This is a genomic window from Lacticaseibacillus suibinensis (assembly GCF_003946175.1).
GTDB lineage: Bacteria > Bacillota > Bacilli > Lactobacillales > Lactobacillaceae > Lacticaseibacillus > Lacticaseibacillus suibinensis.
The window spans coordinates 49,947-75,890 of the sequence record NZ_RHOK01000014.1 but is presented as its reverse complement, the minus strand read 5'-3'; the positions used below and the strand labels follow the sequence as shown (position 1 = coordinate 75,890).

Sequence of the window (25,944 nt, the reverse complement as noted above, 5' to 3'; positions counted from 1 at the left end):
TGTTGGAACCCAGATTTACTTCGCACATCCGTACTCGCCTTGGGAGCGTGGCACAAACGAGAACGCCAATGGACTGCTTAGGGAATTCTTCCCGAAAGGGAAGTCTCTCAGAGCAGTTACCCTGGTTGAAATTCAAGCAGTCCAATCCGCACTGAACCATCGTCCCAGACGTATTCTGAACTATCTTCGCCCATGCGATTACTACCGATGCATGGCGTAACAGACTAGACCACTATCAAGAATTCGTTATCATCGTTGCACTTGACTTGAAAATTGAGGTAGGTATATTGGGCATTGATCTTCGTCGCCCCAGTGTATGACGAGCTTTGAACGTGACTCAACGTGTCACGTGGGATGCTAATCATCGTCGTTCGATTCGACTTGGGATTTACGGTAACCAAGATCATGGTGTCAGTGCGGCCCTTTTCACTTCGGCCCAATGCACCGGTATCCGTACCTAGTAGCAGCACACTGAAAGGCTTCTTCTATGCTAAGTTGACGACCTTTTTCTTGACGACTTTATTGTCGTAAGTTTTACGAACGGCTACTTTGGTTTGCGAATAGATTCTGACGCCGTAACTTCCAACTAACATCATGATAGTCATGGCTAGCAATGAAAAAATCCGCAGGAGCGGATGTCGCTTTGAGAGATGGTTCTTACTCATGTCGATACTTCCACCTTCATCCTATTAATCAGAGTTTACCTGAAAATGTACAAAATGCGAATAGATTTCTAATTCTAAGTAAAAGGTCTAATCAAAATCAGAAGATATCAGCCACAGAAAAAGGCGTGGCGATTTCAGTCACACCTTCTAAAAACTACTTAGTATTCTTCTTGGTTTGTGGCTTTTCGGCGTTAATGCGATCGGCAAGTTTTAGAATATAGTCGCGAAGCTTGTCCTTCACTTCCGGATGAGTCAGCCCATACTCAATAGTCGTTTCTACGAAGCCAAATTTATTTCCTACATCGTAGCGTTGACCCATAAATTCATGGGCAAAGACTCGTTGTGTCTGATTCAAAGTGTCAATGGCATCGGTTAGCTGAATCTCATTACCCTTGCCTGGTTTTTGATGGTCCAGAATATCAAAGATTTCCGGGGTGAGTAAGTAGCGCCCGATGATGGCCAAATCGCTTGGTGCATCATCGACTGCCGGTTTCTCAACAAACTTGCGCACATTATACAAGCCCTTGGCTACCTCAGATTCAGGATCAATGACGCCGTATGATGAGACTTGGTCGTGTGGCACCCGTTTAACGGCCAGAATGGAAGCATGAGTCTTTTCGTACTCATCAATTAATTGCTTGGTTAATGGTTCTTTATCCATCATCAGGTCATCGCCCAGCATGACAACAAATGGTTCGTCGTTGATAAAAGATTTGGCCAAACGCACAGCATCCCCCAAGCCGCGCGGATAAGGCTGACGAACAAAGAACAGATTGACCCCAATGTTTGTGGTATCGTTAACCATTTTTAGCATCTCGGTCTTACCTTTGGATTCGAGATTCTGTTCGAGTTCGGGCGCGGAATCAAAATGGTCTTCGATTGAGCGTTTATTTTTCCCTTCAATGATCAGGACATCTTCGATACCACTAGCCTTGGCTTCTTCCACAATGAACTGAATAGTTGGCTTATCAACGATGGGAAGCATTTCCTTTGCTAATGCTTTCGTTGCCGGCAGGAATCGTGTACCTAAGCCCGCGGCAGGAATGACTGCTTTTCTTACTTTCATGTCGTCATAACCCCTCTTCTTCTTTTTGTAACACCTTACATTATAGCCGGTGGGGCGACTGATTTAAATTGAATTGAAAAAAACAAAACAATCCTTACAATTCAGTGGCGTGAGTTTCGATCCCTTCGCGTCTCAACACTTTACAAAAGCCTTAATGACTCGCCTTCCAGAAATGTTTCCTGATGGGGTATAATAAGGTGCATAAGCTGTTCAAAATCCTCAGGAGGTCTACTAAGTGAATATTGCGGTGATTATTGCAGGTGGCTCGGGCCATCGAATGGGGCAGGAAATCCCCAAACAATTTATCAATGTGTACGACAAACCCGTTCTCGTTTACACTCTGGAAAGCTTTCAAAAACATCCCCAAATTGATGCCATCGAGGTTGTTTGCATCGATGGCTGGCAAAACGTCGTAGAGGCGTATGCTCGTCAGTTCAATATCACAAAGCTTAAATGGATTGTTACTGGTGGTGACAGCGGTCAAGAGTCAATTCGCAATGGCGTCTTCAATCTAGAGGATAAAGTATCCGCCGATGACACCATCATCATCCATGATGGGGTACGGCCACTAGTTGATGCTGATGTCTTAACTGATGTCATCGTCAAATGTCAACAGTACGGCAACGCGGTCTCGTCAATGCCGTACAACGAGCAAATATTTGTCATCGATGATGAGATTTCAACTACCAAATACATCCCACGAGAAACACTTCGGCGGGTGTCCACTCCGCAAGCCTACAAATTTAAAAAGCTTGACTGGGCGTATCATGCAGCCTTCGAAAAAAAGATCGGCATCTATGGTTCTTCATACACAAATACGATGATGGTTGAACTTGGGGAACGTCTATATTTTGCTGCAGGCTCAGACATGAATATTAAATTGACTACCAAAGATAACCTCGAAATGTTCAAAGCATACCTAAATCTCGACAAAGATAACTGGTTAAAATAAAAAACATTTACAAGCAATTTGTATCCAATAGAAGAGGCCCAGTATGTGTAAAGTGGATTACTGTCCGTTTTACACATACTGGGCCTCTTTTGATAACTCTGATCGGCCTTCGCCGAATTGTGTTAAATGATCCTAGGATTGGTATTTATTCCGACCTGTAACGCCGTCCCAATAAGCTCGAAATGGCAGTAAGGTGCGATGCTTGATACTCTGAAGAACAGAAAAAGGAATAATCTTCAAAATCAGAATCACTTTTTGTCCAACAGTACCCATCCTTAAATTAAAAACCACAAGGTTCCGCTTCATGAAATAGCTTTGCAGTCCTGAAACCTGACTAATTGACCCATGAGTTCGATGCGACACCTCCATCCAAGGAAGGCAAACAACTGAATAGCCTTTTTTAGAAAAACGAAGACACCATTCCGTCTCTTCGAAGTTCAAAAAATATGCCTCTGGAATCGGTCCTACTTGCTCAACCGCACTTAGCCGGACCATAAAACAGGCGCCAACAATTGAATCAACAGTGAGCGCTAACTCGTCTTCATACTTGGGCTTAGCAGCACGGGCAAAGTGGATATGCCCCAATCGAATATATCGTCCATAGTCATCTGGCCGGCCTTCGCTTTTGAGTACAGGTGTCGCTATCGCTGCACTTAAATTGTGATCTAAATAATCGGATAACCCTTCAATCAGACCTGCTCGCACTGTAATATCGCTGTTCATGATTAATGCATAATCACACCCATGGCTTAATGCCAATTTGATGCCGGCATTATTGCCATACGCATAACCACCATTGTATCCGGTTTCCACAAAATAAGCATTGTCCTTGTCGGAAACGTAGCGGCTTAGCCGTGCTCCTGAGTTGTCACTGGAATTGTTATCGACAATGATTAATTCGGTGTCTAAAGGTCGGCATTCAAACAATTCATCGGCTAACTTGGTGGTATCACTCGGACTGTTGTAATTCAAAATAATCATGGCAGTCTTGTTCAGCCCAGTAGAAATCTGTTTATTCATGAAGCGAGCTCCTCTACTTCCTGACGTCATTCGAACATTTTCACGCGACGCTGAAGCCTCACAGTCGTACGGTAAATGTATGGGCTGATCAACAGTAAAACGACGGCAACTTTTCTATTTCGAGTAAATTCAGAGCTTTTTAAAATAAAGGCTGCATTTGATTTTAAAAATTGAATAATTGGCTTTTGATCCGGTATTTTACGCCAGTTTTCTGAAAGCATAATCTTATCGAGCACGTAGAAATTCGAACTAATTACACGCATATGTGCCAAGCCTGAAAGTCTAGGCCAGGTCGCTTGTATCAGTTGTTCGTTCGCTCGCCAAACTTCAATACTAGTTAAATCAACTTGGGCAAATGGCCGCGTCGTTGCACTTGCCCCGTGCCGAAGATAAAAATAACAAGGAGTTTCATCGAATACAACTCGATTGTTACGACATAATAACGCAGTCGTCACTGCAGCATCTTCAGCAATTTTTCCTGCCGGAAAAGTGACATCCTTGAATAGGCTGGCTTTATAAACCCGATTTTGAATGTTGACGGAGAGTCGCTTCCCTTTCAATATCAATGCCAAAATGGCCTCAGAATCGTACAATTGAGCCACCTGTTTTGAATAGGCTTCCACAGTTTGGCCGCGACGAATTTCCTTCATGCCGCAGATAGAAATGGCCGCATCAAAAGTTTCTAAATTCGAAATCAATAGCTGATACATATTAGGAGCGAGTATATCATCACTATCAACAAAACCCAGATATTTACCAGTGGCCATTTTGAGACCGCGATTACGAGCCGCGCTCATTCCCGCGTTGCTTTGATGAACGACGTGAACGCGTTTATCTTTCAATGCAAATTGGTCACAAATTTGCCCACTTGCATCTGTCGATCCATCATCAATCAGAAGTAGTTCAAAATCATCAAACGTCTGCTTTAATATCGAAGTTAGGGAATCTTTCAGATATGGCTCAACATTATAGACTGGCACAATGATACTTAAGTCTGGCATAATATCACCCTTCCCTTCCGACCTTTACTACAAAAAACGCCCCCGCAACAAATGTCTAGTGAGCGCCCCGTCGCTTTTGAGAGGAATTCTTGAAAGAGGTCTGTCGAAGGAGCCCTCAGTCTTTGATAAAGCCATCTCGTCTTATACTAAATGTGTTATATCGTTATCCAGGACAATCTCATGCAGTTTCTTTGCCGTTGGTTCTTCTTCCTCATCGACCCCTTGCGAAGACATTTTATCGAATAAGATCTTGATTGTTTGCAACAAAATCTTGATGTCGAGAGTCAGGCTATAACACTTAATGTATAACAAATCGAATTTCAATTTACTATGATAGTCCGAGGCATATTTGCCATATACTTGAGCATACCCCGTGATACCAGCCCTAACGTTGTGCCGCAAATAATAATGAGGCTCTTCATCATTGAACTGTTGAACAAAGAAAGGCCGTTCTGGTCTTGGTCCGACAATTGACATGTCGCCTTTAAGGACATTGAAAATCTGAGGCAATTCATCCAACCGTAACTTGCGTAGATAGCGCCCCACTGTCGTGATGCGGGCATCATGAGCCTTGGCAAGCATTGGACCAGATTTAGTTTCCGCATCTGCGCGCATGGTTCTAAATTTGAAAATCTTAAATTCCTTTTGGTTCAATGTGATGCGTGTTTGTTTGTAGATCACCGGGCCTGGCGATGTCAACTTGACCAGCAACGCACTAACCAACATAAAAGGAGAAGCTAAGATCAACATAAGAAGCGCAACGATAATGTCAAAGAGCCGCTTAAAAAATGCCGCTTCAGGCGAAATTCTAAAACCACGAATGCCCATGACGCTCTCGTCTTCAAAATTCATCAGATTAGGACGTAGCATTAATATATTATCAAAGGTTGAGGTGAGCATAATTTGCTTCTCATTCTTGAGAACCATATCAATAATTGAACGCCGGTTGCTGTCGGAAAGACTTTTTGTCAGATAAAAGATATCCACATCAGCCATGATATCCCTGGCATTTTCAATAAAATGATTCGTAATAACATATGCAATTTTGTGCTTATTGTTTTTGTTGGAGTTAAAATTCTGCACAATAGCAGGTAGCTCTTCATCAGAAGCTAAGACCGCAACTCTTTGGTTTGGTGTAAACCGAAGATACATGTAGAAGATAAAAACTCGCCAAACGCCAAGAAAAAGGACGCTGACAACAAATGAAAGCGCCAGAACCGATCTCGGAAAAGCGAAGAGCCTGCCGATGAAGGAAATCATGATTAATCCGGCAATTGTCAATAGCTGGCCTAGGATGGTAGTAAATATAATATCACTAACACGTCTGTTGTAATAAACATATACGCCTAATAGAAAATTGACAATCAAGAACAGCAAGGTAATATAAAGTGCCGATTTTTCATACGCGTAAAAATTGATCGCGGGAATACCCTTCCCAAACTTGATGTAAAACGCCAAAAGCACACTACAATTAAAGATGATGACATCTCCAATGATAGTCGCAAATCGTTTCATTCCACTCCACGTAGCTCTTCGCTTCATCAGTAATTCCCTCTCGACACAATTGATTTTTAACTTATTACATTACCCAAACCGTTTTGTTGGATCCTCGTAAGCACCGGTTAAATCATACCAGATTCCGCTATTTCTCGCATCTGCGTTGGCAAAGCTTTAAGAAATCAAAAATTCCAGACCTTTGCTATCTAGCAGAGTACCAGAGTATGGAACCTGATGATGCCTGATTAAAAAATAGAAACATAGGGAATGTATTGGTGATAGGTTCCACTCAAAATGAAGATCAGCCCAAAGATGAATAAGCAGGCAGTTGCCACAATAAACGTTCTCGTGTACTTAGGCATCAGGGAATAAACGATAGTTGGTAGCAAAATTGTTTCGACCGTCGTCGAGATAGTTGATAATCTTCCTGAAATGGTCGTTAACCTTGCGAGAGCTAGAAGCGTCAATGTCGAGAAAAGATAGATAAGTAGCAAGACTCTGAAAGCATCGGTATTCTTGATAAATGCCTTGGAGACTTGATCCTTCTCCAAGATATAAAAACCAAGTAAACAGATTAAAACATGCATTAAAGTGACCGGATCAAACAGTGAACCACCCACATAAGCGGGATTCGTTACATACGGTGCATACCGCGGTAAAAAGCGAACAACGAGAATAGACAGTATCTGTGTTGCGACAGTTCCTGCTAGAAAGCCCGCCCCCAACAAAAGTACTGTCCCTTTCATGTGAAGATGCTCAAAAATCCGACAGAATGGGTAAGCGAGCAGGAAAAATAATGCTGACACATGAATAAGCGAAGCCGCAGCGACGATAATAATAAACGGGATTGGCCTGCGTTTGACAATGAAGGCAATTGAAAGCATACAAATCGAGCACACCATAGCCGCCCGAATTTGCCCCATATCGCGGAGAAAGAAAAACCGACAATAGTAGTAGGCAATCGGAATGATTGCTGGTCGAAAATATTGGCGGACGAACAGGCAATAGAGGACTAAAGAGCATGCTGCCCACAGCATTAAAAAGGCGTTAAAAGGAACATGGATCATGTTCATGAAATTCTGTATTAACAGATACCCTCTCTCAACCTGGCCGGGCTGATAATCACCCTGGTAGATAAGTTGATACGACAGGTAGTCTGCCCCGGTGTAGACACGTCCCCCCGCAAACACAACCAAAATAAGAATGCCAATCCAATCCCAAATGGATGACATCGTTGCGCGGCCGAGAAAAGCCAGAATCGCAAGGGCAAATAAAACGATTAGATAAATAATCACGTTAAAACTCCTTTACTTTTCCCAGGAGCTGGATTGCTCAGCCAATCGTGTAGACACTACCAATAACGTTGGCTCCAAAGGCCTTCAGTTTCTTAATGGCCGCTAGTGAGCGAGTCTGCGAAGTAACCCTTTGTCGTAATACAAAGAGTACAGCATCAACGCTGTCCGCAAAAAACGGAATGCTTGAATCGCCATTCATCGCCGGACCATCACAAATAACGTAGTCATATGCTTGGATAACGCTCCCTAGAGCAGGCAACAATCTATGACCTTGCAATAGCTTCGCGGAGTCGTCTACTTTTGCCCCGGCTGGTAAAAAGTCAAGGCCGTCAGAAGTCGTATGCATGATGAGCTTATCGCTAGAATCATCATTTAAAATGGCCTCCGTCAGCCCCGCTTCGTCTGTAGATTCTAACAAAAGTGATAGCTGTTGGTTTTCTAAATCAGTATCTACCAACAAGACTTTCTTTTCTGCAAGAGAGATACTACGGGCTAAGTCCAGGCTCATCTGAGTTTGGTTCTCGTTTTCCGTAGTGGCTGACAACAGTAATGTCTTGTAGTTTTTCTTTTCGAGTTCAAACAGAATGTTATTTCTAACTTCACGTAAATCCTGATGGATACTATTTTCTGGAACACTCAAAGTTTTGTTTTCAGTCATCATCATTCTGCCTTCCTACTTCTTAGTCGATAGAGAAACTACGCCCATCGAGGCAATCCCAAGCCTTGTCTCTGAATAGTCTTCATTTTTTACAGTATCGTTGAAGATTTCGGCTAACAGCGCAAAACCTACACTAGCCAAAAATCCAACAACAACTCCAGCAACGATGAACATTTTGATGCTCGGCTCGACCTTCTTCGTATCATCACCCGCACGATTAATAACTTTGACGCTTTGTTGGCTATCAATCATGGTAGATGTTTTAGAAGAAAAAACGCTGGCAACCGTGTTAGCAACCTTTGCAGCAACTCCAGCTTTGTTTGCCTCCACAGAAATTGAGAAGGCACGAGAATTTGCATTGTTTTTGACCGTGACCATCTGCTGAAGTTCAGATGCTGAGTAACTCAAGCCCTTGCTTCGTAAGGCTGTCGACACATCCGCGAATATCTCAGGGCTGGTGAAGACATCATTATAAGTTGCGAGCAATTGAGTGTCGTATTGTGATTGGTTAAGTGCATCCGAAACGGATTGGTCTTGCGTATTTTGATGCCGTTGAGTAATGACAATCACGGTCGACGCTGAGTAAGTAGGCTTAACAAGAATTGCTGAAAGAAGCCCACCAACTATTCCGCCAACGATAGTCAGACCTAATATCAATCCGGCAAAGCGCCGGATCGTATAACCTAGTTGTTTCATACTTAATAGTTTATCCATAATTCCTCCGATATAGAGCTCTCTTTTCTATGCAGTAGAGCTTTGATTTTCTGGCACTTCATCATCTGTGGGTGCGCATAAGTGGAACACCATCAGCTAAGGCACTCTTAATTCCACGTTTAGCGGATATAGATGCCCATAAATATGGCGATTCTTTTTTAACGAGCGCTTTGACCTTACCCTTCAAGCCACGGTTGGCCGTCCCCCAAGAATTGTCAAAAAGATGCTCTGCGAAGTTGGCAGCAGTATTTTTACTTGGATAGGTGAAGTAGTCCTTGGGGTATACTTGTGAGCCATCTGATAAAGTCTGGCGACTCCCGTCTGTTCGAAAATCCGGAAATTCCTTGAGAAAGATTTTGGTCACAAAAGGATTACTCGTCATCTTGAAAGCGTCTGTATGCAGCTCTGGATATCTTTTTCCAGCATATACCTCAAGTATGTGCGCCAATAACGGCGTGGCAGGTTCAGATCCAAAAAAGGAAGTCAGCAGGCTGTTGTCGTATTGAAAGCCCCAAACCATTCTGTGATCAAGAAAAGAATCAAGGGGACGTTTGACTAACATGTCCGTATCGAAATAAAAGCCGCCATATTTATAAAGCACATCATATCTGAGTTCATCAGCGGCATAGCCCAGTTTGCCTTGTTGATACATCGACTGAGAAAACTTAAATTGCGACAAGTCATAGTTTTTTTCGGACCAAAGCCTGAATTCCCAATCTGGCAAGACCCTTTTCCACTCTTCTACTCGAGAAATAAGTGGCTCAGGCAAATCAGACCCAAACCAAGCATAGTGAACTATTTTCGGAATCATATCTTTAAAAACCCCTATCTTTTTCTGGTCACAGCCATAAATGCATATGAGGCAAAGTACCGCAAGGATTGCAGCAGGTTTAAGCCTTCACTTCGTCTATAGATCTGCCATGTCCATTTTGCCGCTTCAAATTTGTTCGCACTGAGTGACCTTTGATGGATTCGATAACTTGCAAGGATCTCACTGCTGGCTCTCTCAGCCAAGATACCATCTTTCAAGATGGATAACCAGCACACGTAGTCCTCATGATGAACATCCTGGAATTGGTGAGCAATAATAATGTCTCGCTTCACAACCGCTGTGAGAAGGCCGATGCGGTTTCCCGTTAACAACTGCTTATAAGTTAGGGTTGGTTCCTTAATACTCCGAACTCCGATTTTTTCACCTTGATCATCAACCACACGATAACTCAAGTATGAGAATGCCAATTGTTTGCTCTCCATATAGGTAATTTGGATTTTCAGTTTATCAGAATCCCATTGGTCATCCGCATCCAAGAATGCGACATACTTACCTGAGGAGGCCCTGATGCCCTCGTTTCTGGCATTGGCCACACCCTTATTTGTGCCAAGTGCAATTAGCTGAATCCTGGGATCAGACTTTTGAATTTCCTTGATGAGTGCACGTGTCTGATCAGTTGAGGAATCATCGACAATAATCAATTCAAAATTCTTTTCGGTTTGCGCGAGGACTGAATGAATGCTCGTCTCAATATACTTTTCAGCATTATAAGCCGGCATCACTACAGACACTAAAACTGACATGATTAAAATCCCTTCTTCACTTGAGCATTGGATGAGCTATTTTTTTAAGATATGGCCAGCCTCTCGATCTTTCTCGGGGGGTAGAGCCATATAGTCACCATACGTACGTGTAAGCAGCGTGTCGAAACCATCAGGCACCTTAATAGTTGTATCTTCGAATTTAAGCTCTGAGCTGACCTTTATCTCATTAGTCAGGTAGTTGTCTCTATCGAATTTATATGGGCCGCCATAATTTGTCAGTATCGCGTGATTACTCTTCCTAGTGGTCATCAGTTTCAGCCTTTTTTGTTTCAGATTCTCCAGACTAAATGATTGATACCAAAAAATCATTGGGGTAAATGGAAGCCACTTTGGTCCAAATGGTGAATGTGAGCCAAGTTGTCGCTGCAAAATAACTTTATTCAGCACTTTAAAATGCAGAAAGTCAGCATATCTATGTATTTTATTTGAAGAGACAAAATCAAGGGGAAAGATATCGATGAACAAGCCGCGCATGCCATTTGTTTTGTCATAAAACCCATCCTCCGCCGAGGAAGAGTAAACTTTAGCATAACAAAAAGCATTTCCCGTTGTTTCTGGCAGTATCACTTCAAGGTTTCCAATTTTACCATCGTTATGTTGCACAACAGCTCGAAACACCTCAAACGCCTGGCGCTCCATCGCAATATCCATGTCATCATCCCAGGGAATAAAGCCTTGATGTCTGACTGCACCGATTGTCGTGCCCCCAGCGGATATATATTGAATATGATTAGCGTCTAATTCAGATTTCAACGCTTTGAAAAGTGTAAGAATTTCTTTCTGCACGCTATTCATCTCAGTCTAGGTCCTCCTCATTGTACTGATCGAAACATAGCCGATTTCTACTATACGTTATCTCACTCATTTTAACAGATAAGGTGTCTTTTCTTAGTGAATTTTTTGAGATAGCGTCACCGGTCGTATTCCAGGTCAGTCAACGCATCCGTTCGTTGTAGCTTTTCCATTTTTCGGGACCGATAATCTAAGGCCTCACCGGCAATCACTGTTAGCAAATACAGAAAATTTACATTTTTAAACAAACCGTCAGAATTCTTTCATTGTTATGTACAATAGGCCCACCTCAACCATTCGAGGTAGGCCTATTGTCAACATAAGGGCGAGCTAAAACTCATAAGTAGGGCATGTGCCTCTTGCCTAAACCGTCATAGCATTACGAATTTGATGGAGTCGGAAAGAATTAAACCTCAATATCTTTCATAAACCGACTCAACGCATCCTGCCATGTCGGAATCACAAAGCCGGTTTTCTCAGTTTGGCTCAGATCCAAAATAGAATGCCTTGGGCGCCACGCCTTCTGCGGGTACTGCTCGCTAGTAACTGGCAAGACCCGGGTCGAAGTATTTTTCAAAATTTCAGTGGCAAATTCATACCAATTACAGCTGTTTTCTTCAGAGAGATGGTAAATGCCATAGTCCAACCGCTTATCTACCGCATAGGTCATAAATTCGGCCAGTGTTCTGGTCCAACTTGGGCGGCCGAACTGATCATCCACAACCGTGATAGTATCATGCGCTTTGGCCAAATTCAGCATTGTGTAGACGAAATTATGCCCATACTTACCAAAGACCCAACTCGTGCGAATAATATAGTGTTTGGGAGCAAACTGCTGAACCGCCAATTCCCCTTCATACTTGGTTCTGCCATATTCATTTTTCGGCGCCGGCTGATCATCAACGGTATAAATCTCTTTGCTATCACCATCAAAAACATAATCAGTACTGATGTAGACGATTGTCGCGTCGATTCGAGCGGCTCCTTGAGCGAGATTACGGGTACCATCAACATTCACCAATTGATTAAGCGCCTTGCCCTCGTCCTCCGCTTTATCCACGGCTGTATAGGCGGCGCAGTGATAAATCACATCGGGTGAATAGCTATTTAAATACTCATCCACTTGCTGCCGGTTCGTGATGTCCAGTTCACTAGCATCAGTGGCCCGATAAGCGACCCCACGCTCGTCTAACAGATACCTAAGTTCTGTGCCCAACTGGCCGTTAGCCCCGGTAATTAAAATTTTCAATTTTGCACCTCTACGTTTTCTAAAGAAAAACGAAGCAAAGGCTTCGTTTAACGTTGACTATTGACCGTTGCGAGCGTACTTGGCTTCAACAGCTTGTTTCTCGGCTTGCCACCAGTCCTCGTGATCCGTATACCACTGAATCGTGTGCTTTAACCCCGTTTCAAAATCGGTAAATTTAGGGGACCAGCCCAACTCTTTTCTCAGCTTTGTCGAGTCAATCGCGTAACGGAGATCATGGCCTGGGCGATCTTTGACTTGTTCGTAATCCGAAGAATCCTTACCCATATCTTTAAGAATCATTTCTAGAACGGTCTTGTTATCCTGCTCCCCGTCAGCACCAATCAGGTAAGTCTCACCGATTTTGCCTTTGGTTAAAATTGTCCATACTGCTGACGAATGATCCTCGGTATGAATCCAGTCACGAACATTCTTACCTGTACCATACAACTTTGGCTTAATGCCAGACAGGATATTCGTGATTTGACGCGGAATAAACTTTTCGATGTGCTGATATGGGCCGTAGTTGTTCGAGCAATTCGAAATAGTAGCGCGCACACCAAAGCTTCGGGTCCAGCCATGGACAAGCATATCAGACGCAGCCTTAGTAGACGAATATGGGCTAGAAGGGTTATACCGGCTTTGAGTGGTAAACTTCTCGCCCACTCCTTCCCCATGTCCTGGTAAGTCTTCGCGCAGCGGCAGATCACCGTAAACTTCATCGGTGGACACGTGATGAAAGCGAACGTCATACTTCCGCGCTGCTTCCAACAAGGTATAAGTCCCTACCACATTGGAATGCAAGAACGGCGCTGGATTCTGAAGAGAATTGTCATTATGGCTTTCTGCAGCATAATGGACAATTGCATCAACCTTCTGGACTAATTGATCAACTAGCTCGGCATCACAAATATCGCCGACGATCAGATGGACCCGATCACCCAAAATAGTAGCAATGTTCGCTTTGTTCCCAGCATAGGTCAGTTTATCAAGCACAAAGATTTCCACGTCAGGATGATTATTGTAGACGTAATGCACAAAGTTAGAACCGATAAAACCCGCGCCGCCTGTCACTAATAATTTCATGGTTAAATCTCCCCGTACACAAAGTTATTATCAGCATCCTTCAACTGAGGATGGTGCTTGTCTTTTTCAGACATAATCAAATGATCCGCTGACATCGGCCAGTCAATCCCAATATCAGGATCATCAAAGGCGATGCCCCGGTCAGCCTCTGGCGCATAGTAACCTTCAACTTTGTAGCAGAAATTGACATTATTCGTTAACGTAATAAAGCCATGCGCAAAACCTTTTGGTACCAATAGCTGGCGGTGATTAAATTCGCTAAGAATATAGCCTTCCCACATCCCATAGGTCGGTGAACCTTTACGAATATCAACGAGCACATCCTCGACCACACCGGTGACGACGCGGACCAATTTAGTTTGGGCGGCATCACCGTACTGATAATGCATGCCGCGAAGCACGCCTGCTTCGGCCGAAAGCGATTGGTTGTCCTGATTAAAGTCATTTTTGATACCGGCCGCTAAAAATTTCTCCCGCGTATAAGTCTCAGTAAAGAACCCGCGATTGTCGCCGAACACGTCTGTCTCAATTAATTTGACATCTTGAAGCTTGGTTGGAATAATTTTTAAGGCCATTATTTGGCTGCCTCCTGTTGTACGAGTTGTAGAAGATATTGACCATATTCCGTCTTCTTAAGTGGTTGTGCAAGTGTTTCGACCTGATGGAGATCAATATACCCCATCCGGTATGCAATCTCTTCCAAGCATGAGATTTGTAAATTCTGCCGATGCTGAATAGAGGCAATAAAGGCTGAAGCCGTCTGCAAGGACTCGTGTGTCCCTGTATCAAGCCAGGCAAAACCCCTGCCTAACAATTCGACATCTAACTGACCACGTCGAAGGTACTCCTGGTTAATGTCAGTAATTTCTAATTCCCCCCGCGCTGACGGCTTAATCTGACGGGCGATATCAACTACATCATTATCATAAAAATACAAGCCGGTAACGGCATAATTGGACGCTGGATGCTCCGGCTTTTCGATAATGGACTTAGCGTGCATATGCTCATCAAAGTCCACCACCCCGAAGCGTTCCGGATCATTCACATGATATCCAAAGACCGTTGCGCCTTGTGTCTTTGAGGCTGCATGTTGAAGCATCTTGGACAGGCCGCCGCCATAAAAGACATTATCCCCAAGAATCAGGCAAACAGAATCGTTGCCAATAAAATCAGCCGCCAGAATGAAGGCCTCGGCCAACCCATTTGGATGTTCTTGAACTTTGTACTGAAGATTAAGCCCTAGTTCATGGCCGTCGCCAAATAGCTCCTCGAACCGCGGCAAATCCTTCGGCGTTGAAATCAACATGATGTCCGTGATGCCAGCCAGCATCAAGGTGGACATTGGATAGTAAATCATCGGCTTGTCATAGATGGGAATGAGCTGTTTTGAAATCGCTCGCGTAATTGGATAAAGTCGAGTGCCAGATCCACCCGCCAAGATAATGCCCTTCAAATTAAAACCCCCTACAGTGTCAGTATAATTATTAGTCACCATTAACCATACCACAGCGCACATCAGCTATTGTTTAAAATATACTGAAATAAGTACGTACCAGAAGTGACAATGCTTAAACAAGTGCGCCTCAGGAGCGTTGAGATTGCACTTCAAATTTGTTAGGCTGAACGTTGTGCGCACGGTTTTGGGGTAGCCACTCACCATCGCTAGTTTTCGAAAACGCGGTTGTGATACTTTTAAGGACTGAAGGGATTAGAATTGTCAAATTCGCAAGTTACTATATGCATGTCCACTTACAATGGAGAGAAATTTCTCTCCGATCAAATTGAATCGTTTATTAGTCAGACACACAGAGCGTGGCATCTTTTCGTGCACGATGATGGATCATCTGACGATACGCTCAAAATTTTGACCAAGTATGCCCAGCAGGATTCTCGAATCACAGTTTTGCGTAACGAGCCGCATATGGGCATAAAAAAGGCGTTTCTCACCCTGTTAACAAAATACGAGAGTCCATACTATGCCTTTAGCGACCAGGACGATATTTGGGACCCACAAAAGTTAGAAAAATTAACAGCAAAGCTGGACGCGACATCCTCGGCAGAACCAGCCCTAATTTACTCGAACTTCAAAGAAATTGATGCCCTAAACCGCCCTATCGAGCAGACGACTATTGCTCCAGGCAACACTTCATATAAGGCCTTTCTCCGTATTAATACTGTCACCGGCTGTACTTGCATGATGAACCAAAGTTTGCGGAATCTGTTGATTGGCCCGCTTTCGGATATCAACTTCGAGTTGATGCGCATGCACGACTGGTGGGCTGCTTTGGCCGCAAGCGCATTTGGTAAAGTGTATTTCCTACCCGACCAATTGGTCGCCTACAGGCAACATGGTTCTAATACCATCGGCGCTCCGATGCGGAAGTCTTTGATTACTCAACTTAAGAATATTGTGACATTGAGCGATCGCTATTTTCTGAATGGGACGTCCAGACAAGCGCAGCTCTTCTCGCAGATTTACGGACAATATCTTACCGATGACCAACGGACTGATTGCGAGACGATTGCAACGCTCTTCGAGTCTTGGCATCCGTTTTCTAAACATTCAACGTTAGTTACAAGCCATTTGCTGATGAAAGACAAGACTTTCAACTATCAGACCAATATTCTTCTTCTTGTCCCCTCAAAAATTCGAAATCGACATCTCAAATAGTTTTGACTTTCACATAAACTGACTTTCATCAGCCTGAAAGTGCCTTGCCCGTGCGTATCTTAAGCTATCACTAAAATTGACTATCATCGCCGCTTCTAGCATCCGACCATGCTAGGCTATCTAGGAGCTGTTTTTTCGTGACTCAAGGAGTCACAACCCTTCAATCTATATTAGAGGTTTACAATCCCATGATTTCAAGAAAACGCGCTTCAATTAAAAATGCCACTGCAGCCTTACTGACTCAAGCAATCATGATGATTGGCCAATTTGGTGTCCAGACCGTCTTCGTTCGTACCTTGGGTGCAACATACTTAGGCGCGAACGGCCTTTTTGGCAACTTAATACAGTTTCTTTCGTTCGCAGAGTTAGGTATCGGCGCTGCATTTAGCTATGCGTTATACCGCCCTCTAGCTGAAGAAGACGAATCAACAATCACCGCCATCATGCATCTGTTTAAGAGAGTTTATAACACCATAGGTAGTATCATCTTAGTTGGTGGCCTAATTCTGTCTCTCTTTGTGCCGTGGTTCATTCACGACTCGTCCTCAGTGCCCCATGTTCGGTTCTATTTCATTCTCTATCTTCTAAGCACTGTTGTCAGTTACTTCTTTACTTACAATCGTTCTCTCTTAATCGCCGATCAACGAAGTTATGTTAATTCTGTCAACCAGCTAATTTTTTCAGCACTCAGATACATTGGCCAGATTATTGCCCTCCTCTTCTTCCACAGTTATTTTGGATACCTGCTTTTGTTTATTCTTGGCAACCTTTTCTCAAACATCGCCATCACTTATCAATCTCACAAGCGATATCCTTATCTGAAACAAAAAACCTCAACCGCTGTGGACCCAACCATTATTCAGGGAATCAAGCACAATGTTATCGGTACCGTGTCTTCTAAAATTGGCTCAATCGTTGTAAACGGCACCGATAATATTCTAATTTCTAAATTTATCGGTCTCTCAATAGTCGGGCTATACTCCAATTATGCCCTCGTACTTAACAGCATCAGCACCCTCATTGCTCAAGTCTTCAGTGCTGCGATAGCCAGCTTTGGAAACTTGGGTGTCACCGAGAAAGATAATACCGCGAAACAAATAACACTCTTCAACCAGTTCACGTATATAAACGCATTTGTGGTCTTCTTCATTGGTCTGGTTTCATTTGCTTTCTTCCCACCGTTCATACAATTGTGGCTTGGGGATACTTACCAACTTTCAAAAACAACTCTAACAATTATCATCATCAATTTTGTGTTCGCCCAGTTTCGTCCTGCGCTCAATATGATTAATGCTTATGGTCTATTCTGGGGGTATAGAATTAAATCAATTGTTGAGGCGGTTGTTAATTTTGGGCTCAGTCTCATTCTTGTAAAGTATACCTCACTTGGTATTAACGGCGTCTTGATAGGGACGGTGATTGGGAACATACTCGTTAATTCCTGGTGGGATCCCTGGATACTATTTTCCGGAGCCTTCCACACAACGATTTGGAGCTTTTATCGTAAATATTGGTCTTATCTGGCAATCTTCGCAATTCTGCTGGGCGGCGAAATGTTTGCTTTAGATGCCCTCAATCTTCAAATTACCGGACTACTAAATGTCTTAGTCTTCGGCCTCATCGTTTCAGCAATTGTGTTTGCTATCCTCCTACTCACATTTTCAACTAGCAAGAGTCAGAAAGCTTCAATTCGACTAATAAGGGAAGTCTTACACCGTTAAACTTACAATACCTGGCTTTCACGGGTATTCGTTAACCTCGGAGAAGAAAGGCAACCTTGTTGGCGGTGCCACCGCGAAAAATTCGACAAAATGGAAGAGAGGCGCATTCTTGCTAGCCCATCTCTGATGATTGGACCACGCGAGCTCGTGTCACTAGGGCATTTGTGTTTACCTGTCTAGGCCCAAAATTCTCATCTGACATTTGTAAATAACCTAACCAACTAACAAATATACAACTAGATAGTGAAAAGTAGCCACAACACCACTCGCTCGATATTTGCGAAAGCGTCATTTTGACTACTTGTCTTTTGAAGATGATCTCCGTAATTTCACTATCTTCCGTGAACGCAGGCAATATTACTATCTTCGTATACCGAATGAGAGTTAGGGTGAACTATTTCTAAAAATAACCCGCACCTGTCAAGTACGGTTTTGAAATATACTTCACCACTATATCGTTGCCATAGCCCCACGGCGGTCTCACCCACGTTTGTAAACAGAGAATATGTGGTTGAATTGGATTAACGTCGATTCAGCAAACCGAGCACTCATGCCTTCGATGAAAGATTACAATGTTACAGTTCAATGAGATTAAATGCGTGAAATTGAAATAACAAGAACCTTCCGCTAGAATAATTCCTGATGTAGCACCGATCAGGAGGAAGAAATGAATTTTTTAAAAAAACATCTGGTCTTTACCACTCTCACCGGAGGAAGTCTTTGCCTATTGATGATGACAAGTCCACAGCCCAAGACAGTAGAGGCTATCAATTCGAAAATTATTAGCCCATTGGTCAGCACGAGCCCGAAAACAATAGATTTTCACACAACGAATCATCACAGCCAAGCGAGTATCGAGCAAGGTACCTTGGGCGATCAAGGGCAGCATACCTTCACAGCTAGCGATATCAACGAAACTGGGTCAACTTCGAGCACGCACTATCTGCGTATGCCCACAACAATAACGACCAATCAAGCCAGTGCATGGTTGGCCTTTGCCAAAGCAGAGGCCACAGAAGACTACAAGAAAACCGGGCGAAGCCAGAAAATCGTCCAGGTCGCTGATACAGTGACTAGCTTTACCATTGGCCAGGCTGGGTTCCCGCGCGTCGACACAATCGATGTGGCTTCATATCAAAATGCGATGTCCCAGGCAAACTACACCACGCTTATACAACTTGGCGTCAAAGCGGTGATCGTCAAAACTTCAGAAGGCAATTCCTATCGCAATCCCTATGCAGCAACCCAGCTCAAATATGCACTAAACGCCGGGCTAAAAGTTGCGACCTATCATTACGTCCACTTCGCCACCAAGTCCGCAGCAGTCGCAGAAGCGACCTATTACGCTGCGACCTTAGCACAACTCGGCGTCGACAAGTCGGCGCCAGTGGTGGCTGATTTGGAAGATACTGATGTTGGCGGGGACGTGGCCACTAACCTGAACGCCTTCTGGAGCACACTGCAGGCTAAGGGCTACACCAATCAAGTCCTCTACACAGGACAGAACTATAGCTGGTCAAATCAAGCCATCGGTACCGTTGGTAAAGCACGAACCTGGGTAGCCCAGTATCCATACACGCCCAGTGCGTCGAACCTGTGGAATCTCGACTTTGGCGCCTGGCAGTTTTCCTCAGTGGCCAGAATTCCGGGCTACAGCGCAAGCGTGGATGCCTCGATCGATTACTCGAGCTTGTTCTCTAAGTCAATCGTTTATGACAAGGTCACTGCCACCCAAGCAGTGAATCTAGGAGGGAAGATTGATCAATCGTCCCGCCAAGATGGCTTCTACTCAGCGCCTTACTATACTGACAACATGACTATTACCCCGAATACAAATGCAACCGCCTTTAATGGGCAGACTGTCCAGATTCTCAGCAAAGCCACAACCACTCGCAGTGCTGCGTCTGGCAACACATTCTATCAGGTGCGGTTAGTCGACGGAAGAACCTTCTGGACTGATACTCGTGCCGTAAAAGTTGTACCCTTTCTCACCCCAACTCATCAGATTAAGACCAGTTATCGCGCTAAAATTGTGCAAACCACACGCAGCGATGGACTATATCCAGATGGACCATACAACACCAAACTATCCAATATTTACGCCAACACGAATGCGCCTCAATTTGACGGTGATATCGTCACCGTTAGTGCTGAAGCAACCATTCCAAATGGCACTTATTGCGAAATCACCCTTCCCGATGGCCGAGTCGAATGGATTGATAAACGCGGTTTAACCACGGATATCTACGACAAAGTTACGAGCACCACCACCTTGGACCGCGTCGGCGTAATCGACCAAACTGGTCGCCAGGACGGGTTATATTCGGCGCCATGGTTTACCGACGCCCTTACCATCACGGCAAATCAGAATGCAAAACTGTTCAACGGGCAAGCCGTGACCGTGTTAACCGAGAAGACAACCTCACGGAATAGCAAACTCGGCAATCACTTTTATGAGATTCAGTTTGCAAATGGCAACAAACATTGGATTGATAGCCGTGGGATCAAGCTCCTTACCCTGAATACGGTAACTGCAACCAAGCCCCTTTCGTTAGGTGGCCGCATCAATCAGAGTGGCCGGCAGGACGGCTTATACTCGGCTCCATGGTATACAGATGTCCTAACGGTCACCCCAAATCAGAACGCCCGCTTGTTTGATAACCAACTGGTCAAAATCACCGCTGAGAAAACGACGAATCGCTCTGCTGCTGCAGGCAATCGCTTTTACCAGATTACATTAACGAACGGGCGAAGCCTGTGGATTGATGCCAATGGTGTCACGCTGATTCCGCTTGACGCCGTTAGCAACCAACACACGGTGAGCTATACCGCTGTCATTAACCAAAGCTCTCGTAAGGATGGGCTGTACGCGCATCCATACAAGAGCAACCTGGATAGCGTAACGCCTAACTCCCTAGCAACAACCTTCAACGGCCGCGGTGTCACCGTGCTCGAAGAAGGCACCACTAGTCAGGGCACTTACGCAAAGGTTAAGTTGCCAGACGGGACCACCAAGTGGATTGACAAGCTTGCGCTGAAACCGATCAGCTACGACACGATTGTTAGTGAGAAGTCGGTCTCTCTGACCGGAACCATTAACCAGGCTGGCCGAAGTGATGGTTTGTACTCTGCCCCGTATTACACCGATGCAATGTCGGTGCTGCCAAACACGAACGCCCTTCAGTTCAATAAACAGAGCGTAAAGATTCTCAAGGACGTCACCACAACAAGACCAACAGCAGCGGGTAACCGCTTCTACTTGATTCAGCTCAGCAATGGTCGCCAACTCTGGATTGACGCTCGTGGGGTAAAAATCAATCGCTAGCTCACCCGGATTGATCATCCTGAAAATCTTCTTCTAATAATCTAACTCCCTCAGCTGCAGTACGTGGCTGGGGGAGTTTCACTTTAACCAATTTATAGCCTTGATATCCAGGTTTTCTCATTCACCCCAACCTTTACAGTGAACTCTTACACGAACAACCGGATGCCGCCCACAACCGCCGCTCAATAAACAACATAGAGCACTCTCATTTGAAGATCACAAACTTACTAAACACATAATTCGCAGCCACAATGGCGAACTGCGTCAAGATCTTGGCGACCGTCTCATTCATCCCCAGTGCCTGAATAAACAGCAACATAAACCCATAATCAATCCCCAGGCTGGCCACTCGGGCAATGATGAATTTACTGAATTCCCAGCCTAACGCGCTCAGATTCTCGGTATGCGAGTTAAACACCCAAATCTTGTTCGTCACAAAGGCAAATAGGACTGATAATAACCAAGCCAAAAAGTTGGCAATCTGCCACGAAAGCCCGCCATGTGTGGCACCGGCAAAGACAACAATATTCACTAAGGTGGTTAGGCCACCAAAAAAGACATACGTAAAAACATCCCAAAGCTTGCGCGCCTCAAGCCATTGCTTACCCTTTAAAAACAGCTCTTTCATCTTTCCCCAGTCCACTCTGCCCGCTAGGTTGGTCATTTCTTCTGCTGATCGACTTCATGGGTCTTTTTCTCTTCCACAAAGTACAGTGGCCGGTTTTTCACTTCCATGAAGACCCGCGCCAGATACTCTCCCAGAATACCATTGGAAATGAGAATACACCCGCCTAAAAACAGAATCAGCACCACAATCGTTGGGAACCCTGACTGGTCCGGCCCAATAATCATGGTCTTGATCAGCACGTACACCATGTAAAGAAAGGCAAAACCAGATACCAGGAAACCTAAGAAGGTCGATAAACGTAACGGCGTCGTCGTATAGGAAGTAATTCCTTCCATTGCTAGGTTAACCAAACTGCGAAAACCCCATTTGGTTTTGCCGTGCAGTCGTGGTGCAGCGTCAAAGTCAATGGCCGCCTTTTTAAACCCCACCACGTTATACAAGCCTTTGGTATAACGCTGGGTCTCTCGCAGTTGCCTGAGGGCTAGCACGACTTTGCGGTCTAATAACCGAAAATCGCCGGCATCGGGAGTCACTGGGGTTCGGGAAAGGACGCCCAGTAACTCATAGAACCATTTCGAGGTTTTGATTTTAAACCAACTTTCCCCGGCCCGTTGGTTCCGCTTGGCATAGACGTCCTCGAAGCCGGCTTGCCAAAGTTTCACCATATCATTGACGAGCACCGGCGGATGCTGCAGATCGCCATCCATCATAATCATGGCATCGTGATGAAAATAATCAAAAGCAGCGACCATCGCCGTTTCCTTGCCGTAATTGCGTGAAAGGCAAATATAAGAAACGTCGGCATGCATCGCTGCTAATTGTTTGACCACCTGGACGGTCTGATCCTTGCTACCATCATCGATAAACAGAATCTCAGGGTCAATGCCAAGCCCTGCGAAATCAATGTCAGCCTTGATCCGCGCGTACACGGATTCAACGTTGGCCTCTTCATTAAAGCATGGAATTGCGAGTAGAATGTCAGTCATGGTTAACCCTTCCCATCATGTTTCAACCCAAACCTAACAGGAAATCATGACCAACACACTGCCACCACTGGCCTCAATACTCGGCGGGACCCACTCCGCCTAACCCAGAAAGCCGATCACTCCAAATCGGCGATTAATTGCAATAATTATAAAATTAAATTGTATTATCTGCAAGGACAAGAACGGATTGTTCTGGTTTTTCGAAAAAACGCAGCCGCTTCAGTCAAACTTGAAGCGGCCGCGTTTACTTATCTTTGGATTTAGTCTTGAATTAAATGCACTTGAAAATCGAGTGCTTCCACGCCGGCTGCCTGCCAGCTACTCAACAGATGCTCAATCGGTTGTTGCTTTTCAATCAGCACAATCCCGCAATCGCCGCCGCCAGCGCCAGAGGACTTGGCCGCCCCACCTTTCGCTTCGGCTAACTCACACATCTTCTTAAGCAACGGCGTCTCGATGGCAACGCCGGAGAAATCAGCCAGGTTGTTCAACAAGGTCCGGTTGTGCCGAATCCCGGCCTGAATGCCGGCCAACGAATGAGCCCGGAAGTCTTTAATCAACTGTTCGATGGTGGCTTTGCTTTCAGCCAAAAACGCCTCGTACTGGGCCCGTTTCTTGGCTTTGGCGATGGTAATCTTGTCCACCAGACGTGAGGTTGAGGCTGGGGACCCGGTCCAGCCAATCAGCAGCCGCATTTCCGCCGGGGCCTCCAGCAAGTCAATCTGGAGCTGCGGCCAGTCCATCTCAAGTAGCTCGGCCAAGGTGTGACTGTTGCGTTCTGCGGCGAGCCAGGCTTTGTCGAACGAACGATAGGCAATCCAGCCGCCATACACCGACGCGGCAATATCGCCCAGTGAGCCGTTGCCTTGCACATCCAGATGGGCAATGGCTGCCAGCTTGTAGATCTGATCCGCGGACATCTGCAAGTCGTAGAACTTGTTCAGCGCCTTGACGGTGGCCACCGTCACGGCCGCTGAGCTACCCAGCCCGTATTTCTTGCCGTCATCAGAGTCCAAATCGGAATCGACAAACAGCTTATACAGCGCCAGCGGCTTCCCGAGCTCACGGGCGTATTTTTCCGTCAGGTTGATGGCGCTGAGGATGTAGTGGAACGGATTGTCCCGGTTGTCGAAAACCATCGCATCCCCATCCCGCTGCCACAGCAGGGAGTTTTCCTGATATTGCTTGGATACGATGCTCCCGTAGTCAGCCATTTTTTCTACCGTTACGGTCACGAATTGATTCAAAGCCACAATAATAGCGGGGTACCCAGTTTCCACCACCGCGTATTCACCGGCAATATAAAGTTTGCCTGGCGCCTGCGCTGTTACCACATCATCAGAACCCTTCCAACGAATCTTTCATTTCTGTCACATTGATTATAGCGATAACCGTGGCTAGCAACAAACCAAAGCCCCAACTGTTACCATTTCTCAAGAAACCAACCCTTCCATTGTAGCGAAATCTGAACTTTTTTCCAAATCACTGTTTCAAATTGGCCGAGTTATCGATTTATATAGTGTAGGCAAAATCCTACGACTAAATCATGAAGGGAGGTATCGCCCATGCGTCTCGTTAAACGGCAAGCCGTACGCTTCACGTTCCATGATCCGAGCGACCCAGACTACACCCTGAGCCGCTCTTACGGATCCATCAAGCAAACGGCCCAAGATGATGAGCTGCTGGCATTCGGCAAGGCCCTGGCCGCGCTGCTGCCAGGCGACCAACTGGCCAACGTCCAAGTGACCATCGCCAGTGATGTCGAAGCCGACTAATGACACCCAATCTTGAAGAAAGGAGGAGAGGCTCATGTTAGGCAATCTTGTGTTGACCTTTTTGGACAGCCAGAACAAAAAGCGGAACCTGACCATCCGCAACATTCCTGAGACGGTTGATCCTGAAGCCATCAAAGCGTTGGTCGAATTGATTACCGTTCAGAATTTCTTTGGCACCGATGATATCAGCTGGTATCAGTCCGCTTACAGCGCCAAGTTGGTGCTCACGACTGAAAACGTCTACTTCTCAGTCTAGCACCTGACCCACCAGCACCAACGAACGCCTGCCCGAAGCCTTCGGACAGGCGTTTTTTAGTGGCGGTCGTCGTTGGTTTCTTTGAGGATGTACTGCGGCCGATTTTTCGTTTCTAAGTAGATCTTGCCGACGTACTTGCCAATCATCCCCAGTGACAGCAGTTGCAACCCACCAAGGAACAAAATGATACAGACCAAGGATGGCCAGCCGGCAACAGAATTGTTGAACAACAGTGCCCGGACAAAGATGAAAACCAGGGCTACTGCGGCGCTCACACAACTGACGGCGCCGACAATCGAGGCCACGTTCAAGGGGGTTTCGGAAAAATTCACGATGCCGTCGAAGGAGTAGTTCAACAGCTGCCAGAAATTCCAGGAGGTTTTGCCCGCCACTCGCTCATGATTAGGATAATCCAGGTAGGTCGTGTTGAACCCGACCCAACTAAACAGTCCCTTAGAAAAGCGGTTGTACTCCGACAGTTCCAAAATCGCGTCAACCATCTGCCGAGTCATCATCCGAAAGTCGCGCACCCCGTCGATAAACTCGGTGGCGGAAATACGATTAATCAACCTATAGAATCGCCGGGCAAAAAAGCTGCGAATCCGGGGTTCGCCTTTGCGATCCACCCGCCGTGTCCCCACGCAGTCAATCTCGCCTTGCTTGAGCATGGCTACCATTTTAGGCAAGAGCTCCGGCGGGTCTTGCAAATCGGCATCCATCACCACCACCAAGCTGCCCTTGGCATGTTGCAGGCCAGCGTAAAGCGCCGCCTCCTTGCCAAAGTTCCGCGAAAACGACAAGTAGCGGACCGCTTTGTCCTTAAGCGCCAACTGACGCAGTTCATTCAAGGTCTGATCTTTAGAACCATCGTTAACAAACAGGTACTCGACGGATTCTCCCAGCTCTGGTCGAATGGCTTCGACCGCCTGGTAAAATAAGGGGACCGTTTCTTCTTCGTTATAACAAGGAACGACGATCGATAACATGCGCATCC

26 protein-coding genes are annotated in these 25,944 nt (G+C 45.3%); 7 read left to right on the top strand and 19 right to left on the bottom strand.

Annotated features, from left to right (window positions below; all coding sequences use genetic code 11):
* A partial coding sequence (locus tag EKM90_RS08520; RefSeq protein ID WP_125581656.1) for an IS30 family transposase occupies nt 1-220 on the top strand: 220 nt, incomplete at its 5' end.
* Between the two features lie 4 nt (nt 221-224).
* On the opposite strand, the gene EKM90_RS12985 is transcribed toward EKM90_RS08520, so the two are convergent.
* Nucleotides 225-407 carry an LCP family glycopolymer transferase gene (locus EKM90_RS12985; RefSeq protein ID WP_225422790.1) on the bottom strand — a complete coding sequence of 61 codons (183 nt, stop codon included), beginning with the start codon at nt 405-407 and terminating at the stop codon, nt 225-227.
* A 412-nt stretch (nt 408-819) separates the two neighbouring features.
* Nucleotides 820-1,731 (bottom strand): UTP--glucose-1-phosphate uridylyltransferase GalU, encoded by a 912-nt coding sequence (galU, locus tag EKM90_RS08510; RefSeq protein WP_125581652.1) that lies wholly within the window; start codon nt 1,729-1,731, stop codon nt 820-822.
* A 235-nt stretch (nt 1,732-1,966) separates the two neighbouring features.
* On the opposite strand from galU, the gene EKM90_RS08505 reads away from it, so the two are divergent.
* Nucleotides 1,967-2,683 carry an IspD/TarI family cytidylyltransferase gene (locus EKM90_RS08505; protein ID WP_125581650.1) on the top strand — a complete coding sequence of 239 codons (717 nt, stop codon included), beginning with the start codon at nt 1,967-1,969 and terminating at the stop codon, nt 2,681-2,683.
* Nucleotides 2,684-2,815: 132 nt separating this feature from the next.
* Here EKM90_RS08505 and EKM90_RS08500 read toward each other — a convergent pair whose 3' ends face one another.
* From EKM90_RS08500 to rfbA, 13 genes are all read right to left on the bottom strand, one after another.
* The gene (locus EKM90_RS08500; protein ID WP_164507923.1) at nt 2,816-3,703 is read right to left on the bottom strand and encodes a glycosyltransferase family 2 protein; all 888 of its coding nucleotides are present in this window, start codon (nt 3,701-3,703) and stop codon (nt 2,816-2,818) included.
* Between the two features lie 26 nt (nt 3,704-3,729).
* On the bottom strand, nt 3,730-4,704 hold the full coding sequence (locus EKM90_RS08495) for a glycosyltransferase family 2 protein (RefSeq protein WP_125581646.1): 975 nt from the start codon (nt 4,702-4,704) through the stop codon (nt 3,730-3,732).
* A 141-nt stretch (nt 4,705-4,845) separates the two neighbouring features.
* Nucleotides 4,846-6,246: a sugar transferase gene (locus tag EKM90_RS08490; protein ID WP_125581644.1), complete on the bottom strand. Its 1,401-nt coding sequence runs from the start codon at nt 6,244-6,246 to the stop codon at nt 4,846-4,848.
* A 200-nt stretch (nt 6,247-6,446) separates the two neighbouring features.
* Nucleotides 6,447-7,496 carry an EpsG family protein gene (locus tag EKM90_RS08485; RefSeq protein WP_225422787.1) on the bottom strand — a complete coding sequence of 350 codons (1,050 nt, stop codon included), beginning with the start codon at nt 7,494-7,496 and terminating at the stop codon, nt 6,447-6,449.
* A gap of 37 nt (nt 7,497-7,533) precedes the next feature.
* Complete coding sequence (locus tag EKM90_RS08480; RefSeq protein ID WP_125581642.1) at nt 7,534-8,160, bottom strand: CpsD/CapB family tyrosine-protein kinase; 627 nt, start codon at nt 8,158-8,160, stop codon at nt 7,534-7,536.
* 9 nt (nt 8,161-8,169) lie between these two features.
* Nucleotides 8,170-8,868 (bottom strand): YveK family protein, encoded by a 699-nt coding sequence (locus EKM90_RS08475; protein ID WP_125581640.1) that lies wholly within the window; start codon nt 8,866-8,868, stop codon nt 8,170-8,172.
* Nucleotides 8,869-8,929: 61 nt separating this feature from the next.
* A complete protein-coding gene (locus EKM90_RS08470; RefSeq protein WP_125581638.1) occupies nt 8,930-9,679 on the bottom strand; it encodes a glycosyltransferase family 32 protein in 750 nt (249 codons plus the stop codon).
* Nucleotides 9,680-9,693: 14 nt separating this feature from the next.
* The gene (locus EKM90_RS08465) at nt 9,694-10,443 is read right to left on the bottom strand and encodes a glycosyltransferase family 2 protein (RefSeq protein WP_225422785.1); all 750 of its coding nucleotides are present in this window, start codon (nt 10,441-10,443) and stop codon (nt 9,694-9,696) included.
* 36 nt (nt 10,444-10,479) lie between these two features.
* On the bottom strand, nt 10,480-11,250 hold the full coding sequence (locus tag EKM90_RS08460) for a LicD family protein (protein ID WP_164507922.1): 771 nt from the start codon (nt 11,248-11,250) through the stop codon (nt 10,480-10,482).
* A 412-nt stretch (nt 11,251-11,662) separates the two neighbouring features.
* Nucleotides 11,663-12,505, bottom strand: a complete 843-nt coding sequence (gene rfbD, locus EKM90_RS08455) for a dTDP-4-dehydrorhamnose reductase (RefSeq protein WP_125581634.1) — start codon at nt 12,503-12,505, stop codon at nt 11,663-11,665.
* Nucleotides 12,506-12,562: 57 nt separating this feature from the next.
* Nucleotides 12,563-13,588 (bottom strand): dTDP-glucose 4,6-dehydratase, encoded by a 1,026-nt coding sequence (gene rfbB / locus EKM90_RS08450; RefSeq protein WP_125581632.1) that lies wholly within the window; start codon nt 13,586-13,588, stop codon nt 12,563-12,565.
* A gap of 2 nt (nt 13,589-13,590) precedes the next feature.
* Nucleotides 13,591-14,163, bottom strand: coding sequence for a dTDP-4-dehydrorhamnose 3,5-epimerase (gene rfbC / locus EKM90_RS08445; protein WP_125581630.1), 573 nt, complete (start codon nt 14,161-14,163; stop codon nt 13,591-13,593).
* Nucleotides 14,163-15,041, bottom strand: a complete 879-nt coding sequence (gene rfbA / locus EKM90_RS08440) for a glucose-1-phosphate thymidylyltransferase RfbA (RefSeq protein ID WP_125581628.1) — start codon at nt 15,039-15,041, stop codon at nt 14,163-14,165. The genes rfbC and rfbA overlap by 1 nt, the downstream gene beginning before the upstream one ends.
* A gap of 288 nt (nt 15,042-15,329) precedes the next feature.
* Here rfbA and EKM90_RS08435 point away from each other — a divergent pair, with 288 nt between their 5' ends.
* From EKM90_RS08435 to EKM90_RS08425, 3 genes are all read left to right on the top strand, one after another.
* Nucleotides 15,330-16,259 (top strand): glycosyltransferase family 2 protein, encoded by a 930-nt coding sequence (locus tag EKM90_RS08435; protein WP_164507921.1) that lies wholly within the window; start codon nt 15,330-15,332, stop codon nt 16,257-16,259.
* Nucleotides 16,260-16,396: 137 nt separating this feature from the next.
* Nucleotides 16,397-17,980 (top strand): lipopolysaccharide biosynthesis protein, encoded by a 1,584-nt coding sequence (locus tag EKM90_RS08430; RefSeq protein WP_125581624.1) that lies wholly within the window; start codon nt 16,397-16,399, stop codon nt 17,978-17,980.
* A gap of 949 nt (nt 17,981-18,929) precedes the next feature.
* Complete coding sequence (locus EKM90_RS08425) at nt 18,930-21,305, top strand: GW dipeptide domain-containing protein (protein ID WP_164507920.1); 2,376 nt, start codon at nt 18,930-18,932, stop codon at nt 21,303-21,305.
* A 205-nt stretch (nt 21,306-21,510) separates the two neighbouring features.
* Here the strand turns inward: EKM90_RS08425 and EKM90_RS08420 are convergent, their stop codons facing one another.
* The 3 genes from EKM90_RS08420 to EKM90_RS08410 all read right to left on the bottom strand — a co-directional run bounded on the left by EKM90_RS08420 (nt 21,511) and on the right by EKM90_RS08410 (nt 24,253).
* Complete coding sequence (locus EKM90_RS08420) at nt 21,511-21,969, bottom strand: GtrA family protein (protein ID WP_225422784.1); 459 nt, start codon at nt 21,967-21,969, stop codon at nt 21,511-21,513.
* Entirely contained in the window at nt 21,966-22,919 is a 954-nt protein-coding gene (locus EKM90_RS08415; RefSeq protein ID WP_125581620.1) for a glycosyltransferase family 2 protein, read from the bottom strand. Before EKM90_RS08415 ends, EKM90_RS08420 begins: the two co-directional genes overlap by 4 nt.
* 260 nt (nt 22,920-23,179) lie before the next feature.
* Nucleotides 23,180-24,253, bottom strand: coding sequence for a phosphomevalonate kinase (locus EKM90_RS08410; protein WP_125581618.1), 1,074 nt, complete (start codon nt 24,251-24,253; stop codon nt 23,180-23,182).
* Between the two features lie 231 nt (nt 24,254-24,484).
* Between EKM90_RS08410 and EKM90_RS08405 the strand changes: the two genes are divergently transcribed.
* Together EKM90_RS08405 and EKM90_RS08400 are read left to right on the top strand one after the other, a co-directional pair.
* Entirely contained in the window at nt 24,485-24,694 is a 210-nt protein-coding gene (locus EKM90_RS08405) for a DUF1659 domain-containing protein (protein WP_125581616.1), read from the top strand.
* A gap of 34 nt (nt 24,695-24,728) precedes the next feature.
* On the top strand, nt 24,729-24,950 hold the full coding sequence (locus EKM90_RS08400) for a DUF2922 domain-containing protein (RefSeq protein ID WP_125581614.1): 222 nt from the start codon (nt 24,729-24,731) through the stop codon (nt 24,948-24,950).
* Nucleotides 24,951-25,006: 56 nt separating this feature from the next.
* On the opposite strand, the gene EKM90_RS08395 is transcribed toward EKM90_RS08400, so the two are convergent.
* Nucleotides 25,007-25,936: a glycosyltransferase family 2 protein gene (locus EKM90_RS08395; protein ID WP_125581612.1), complete on the bottom strand. Its 930-nt coding sequence runs from the start codon at nt 25,934-25,936 to the stop codon at nt 25,007-25,009.
* Nucleotides 25,937-25,944 lie beyond the last annotated feature (8 nt).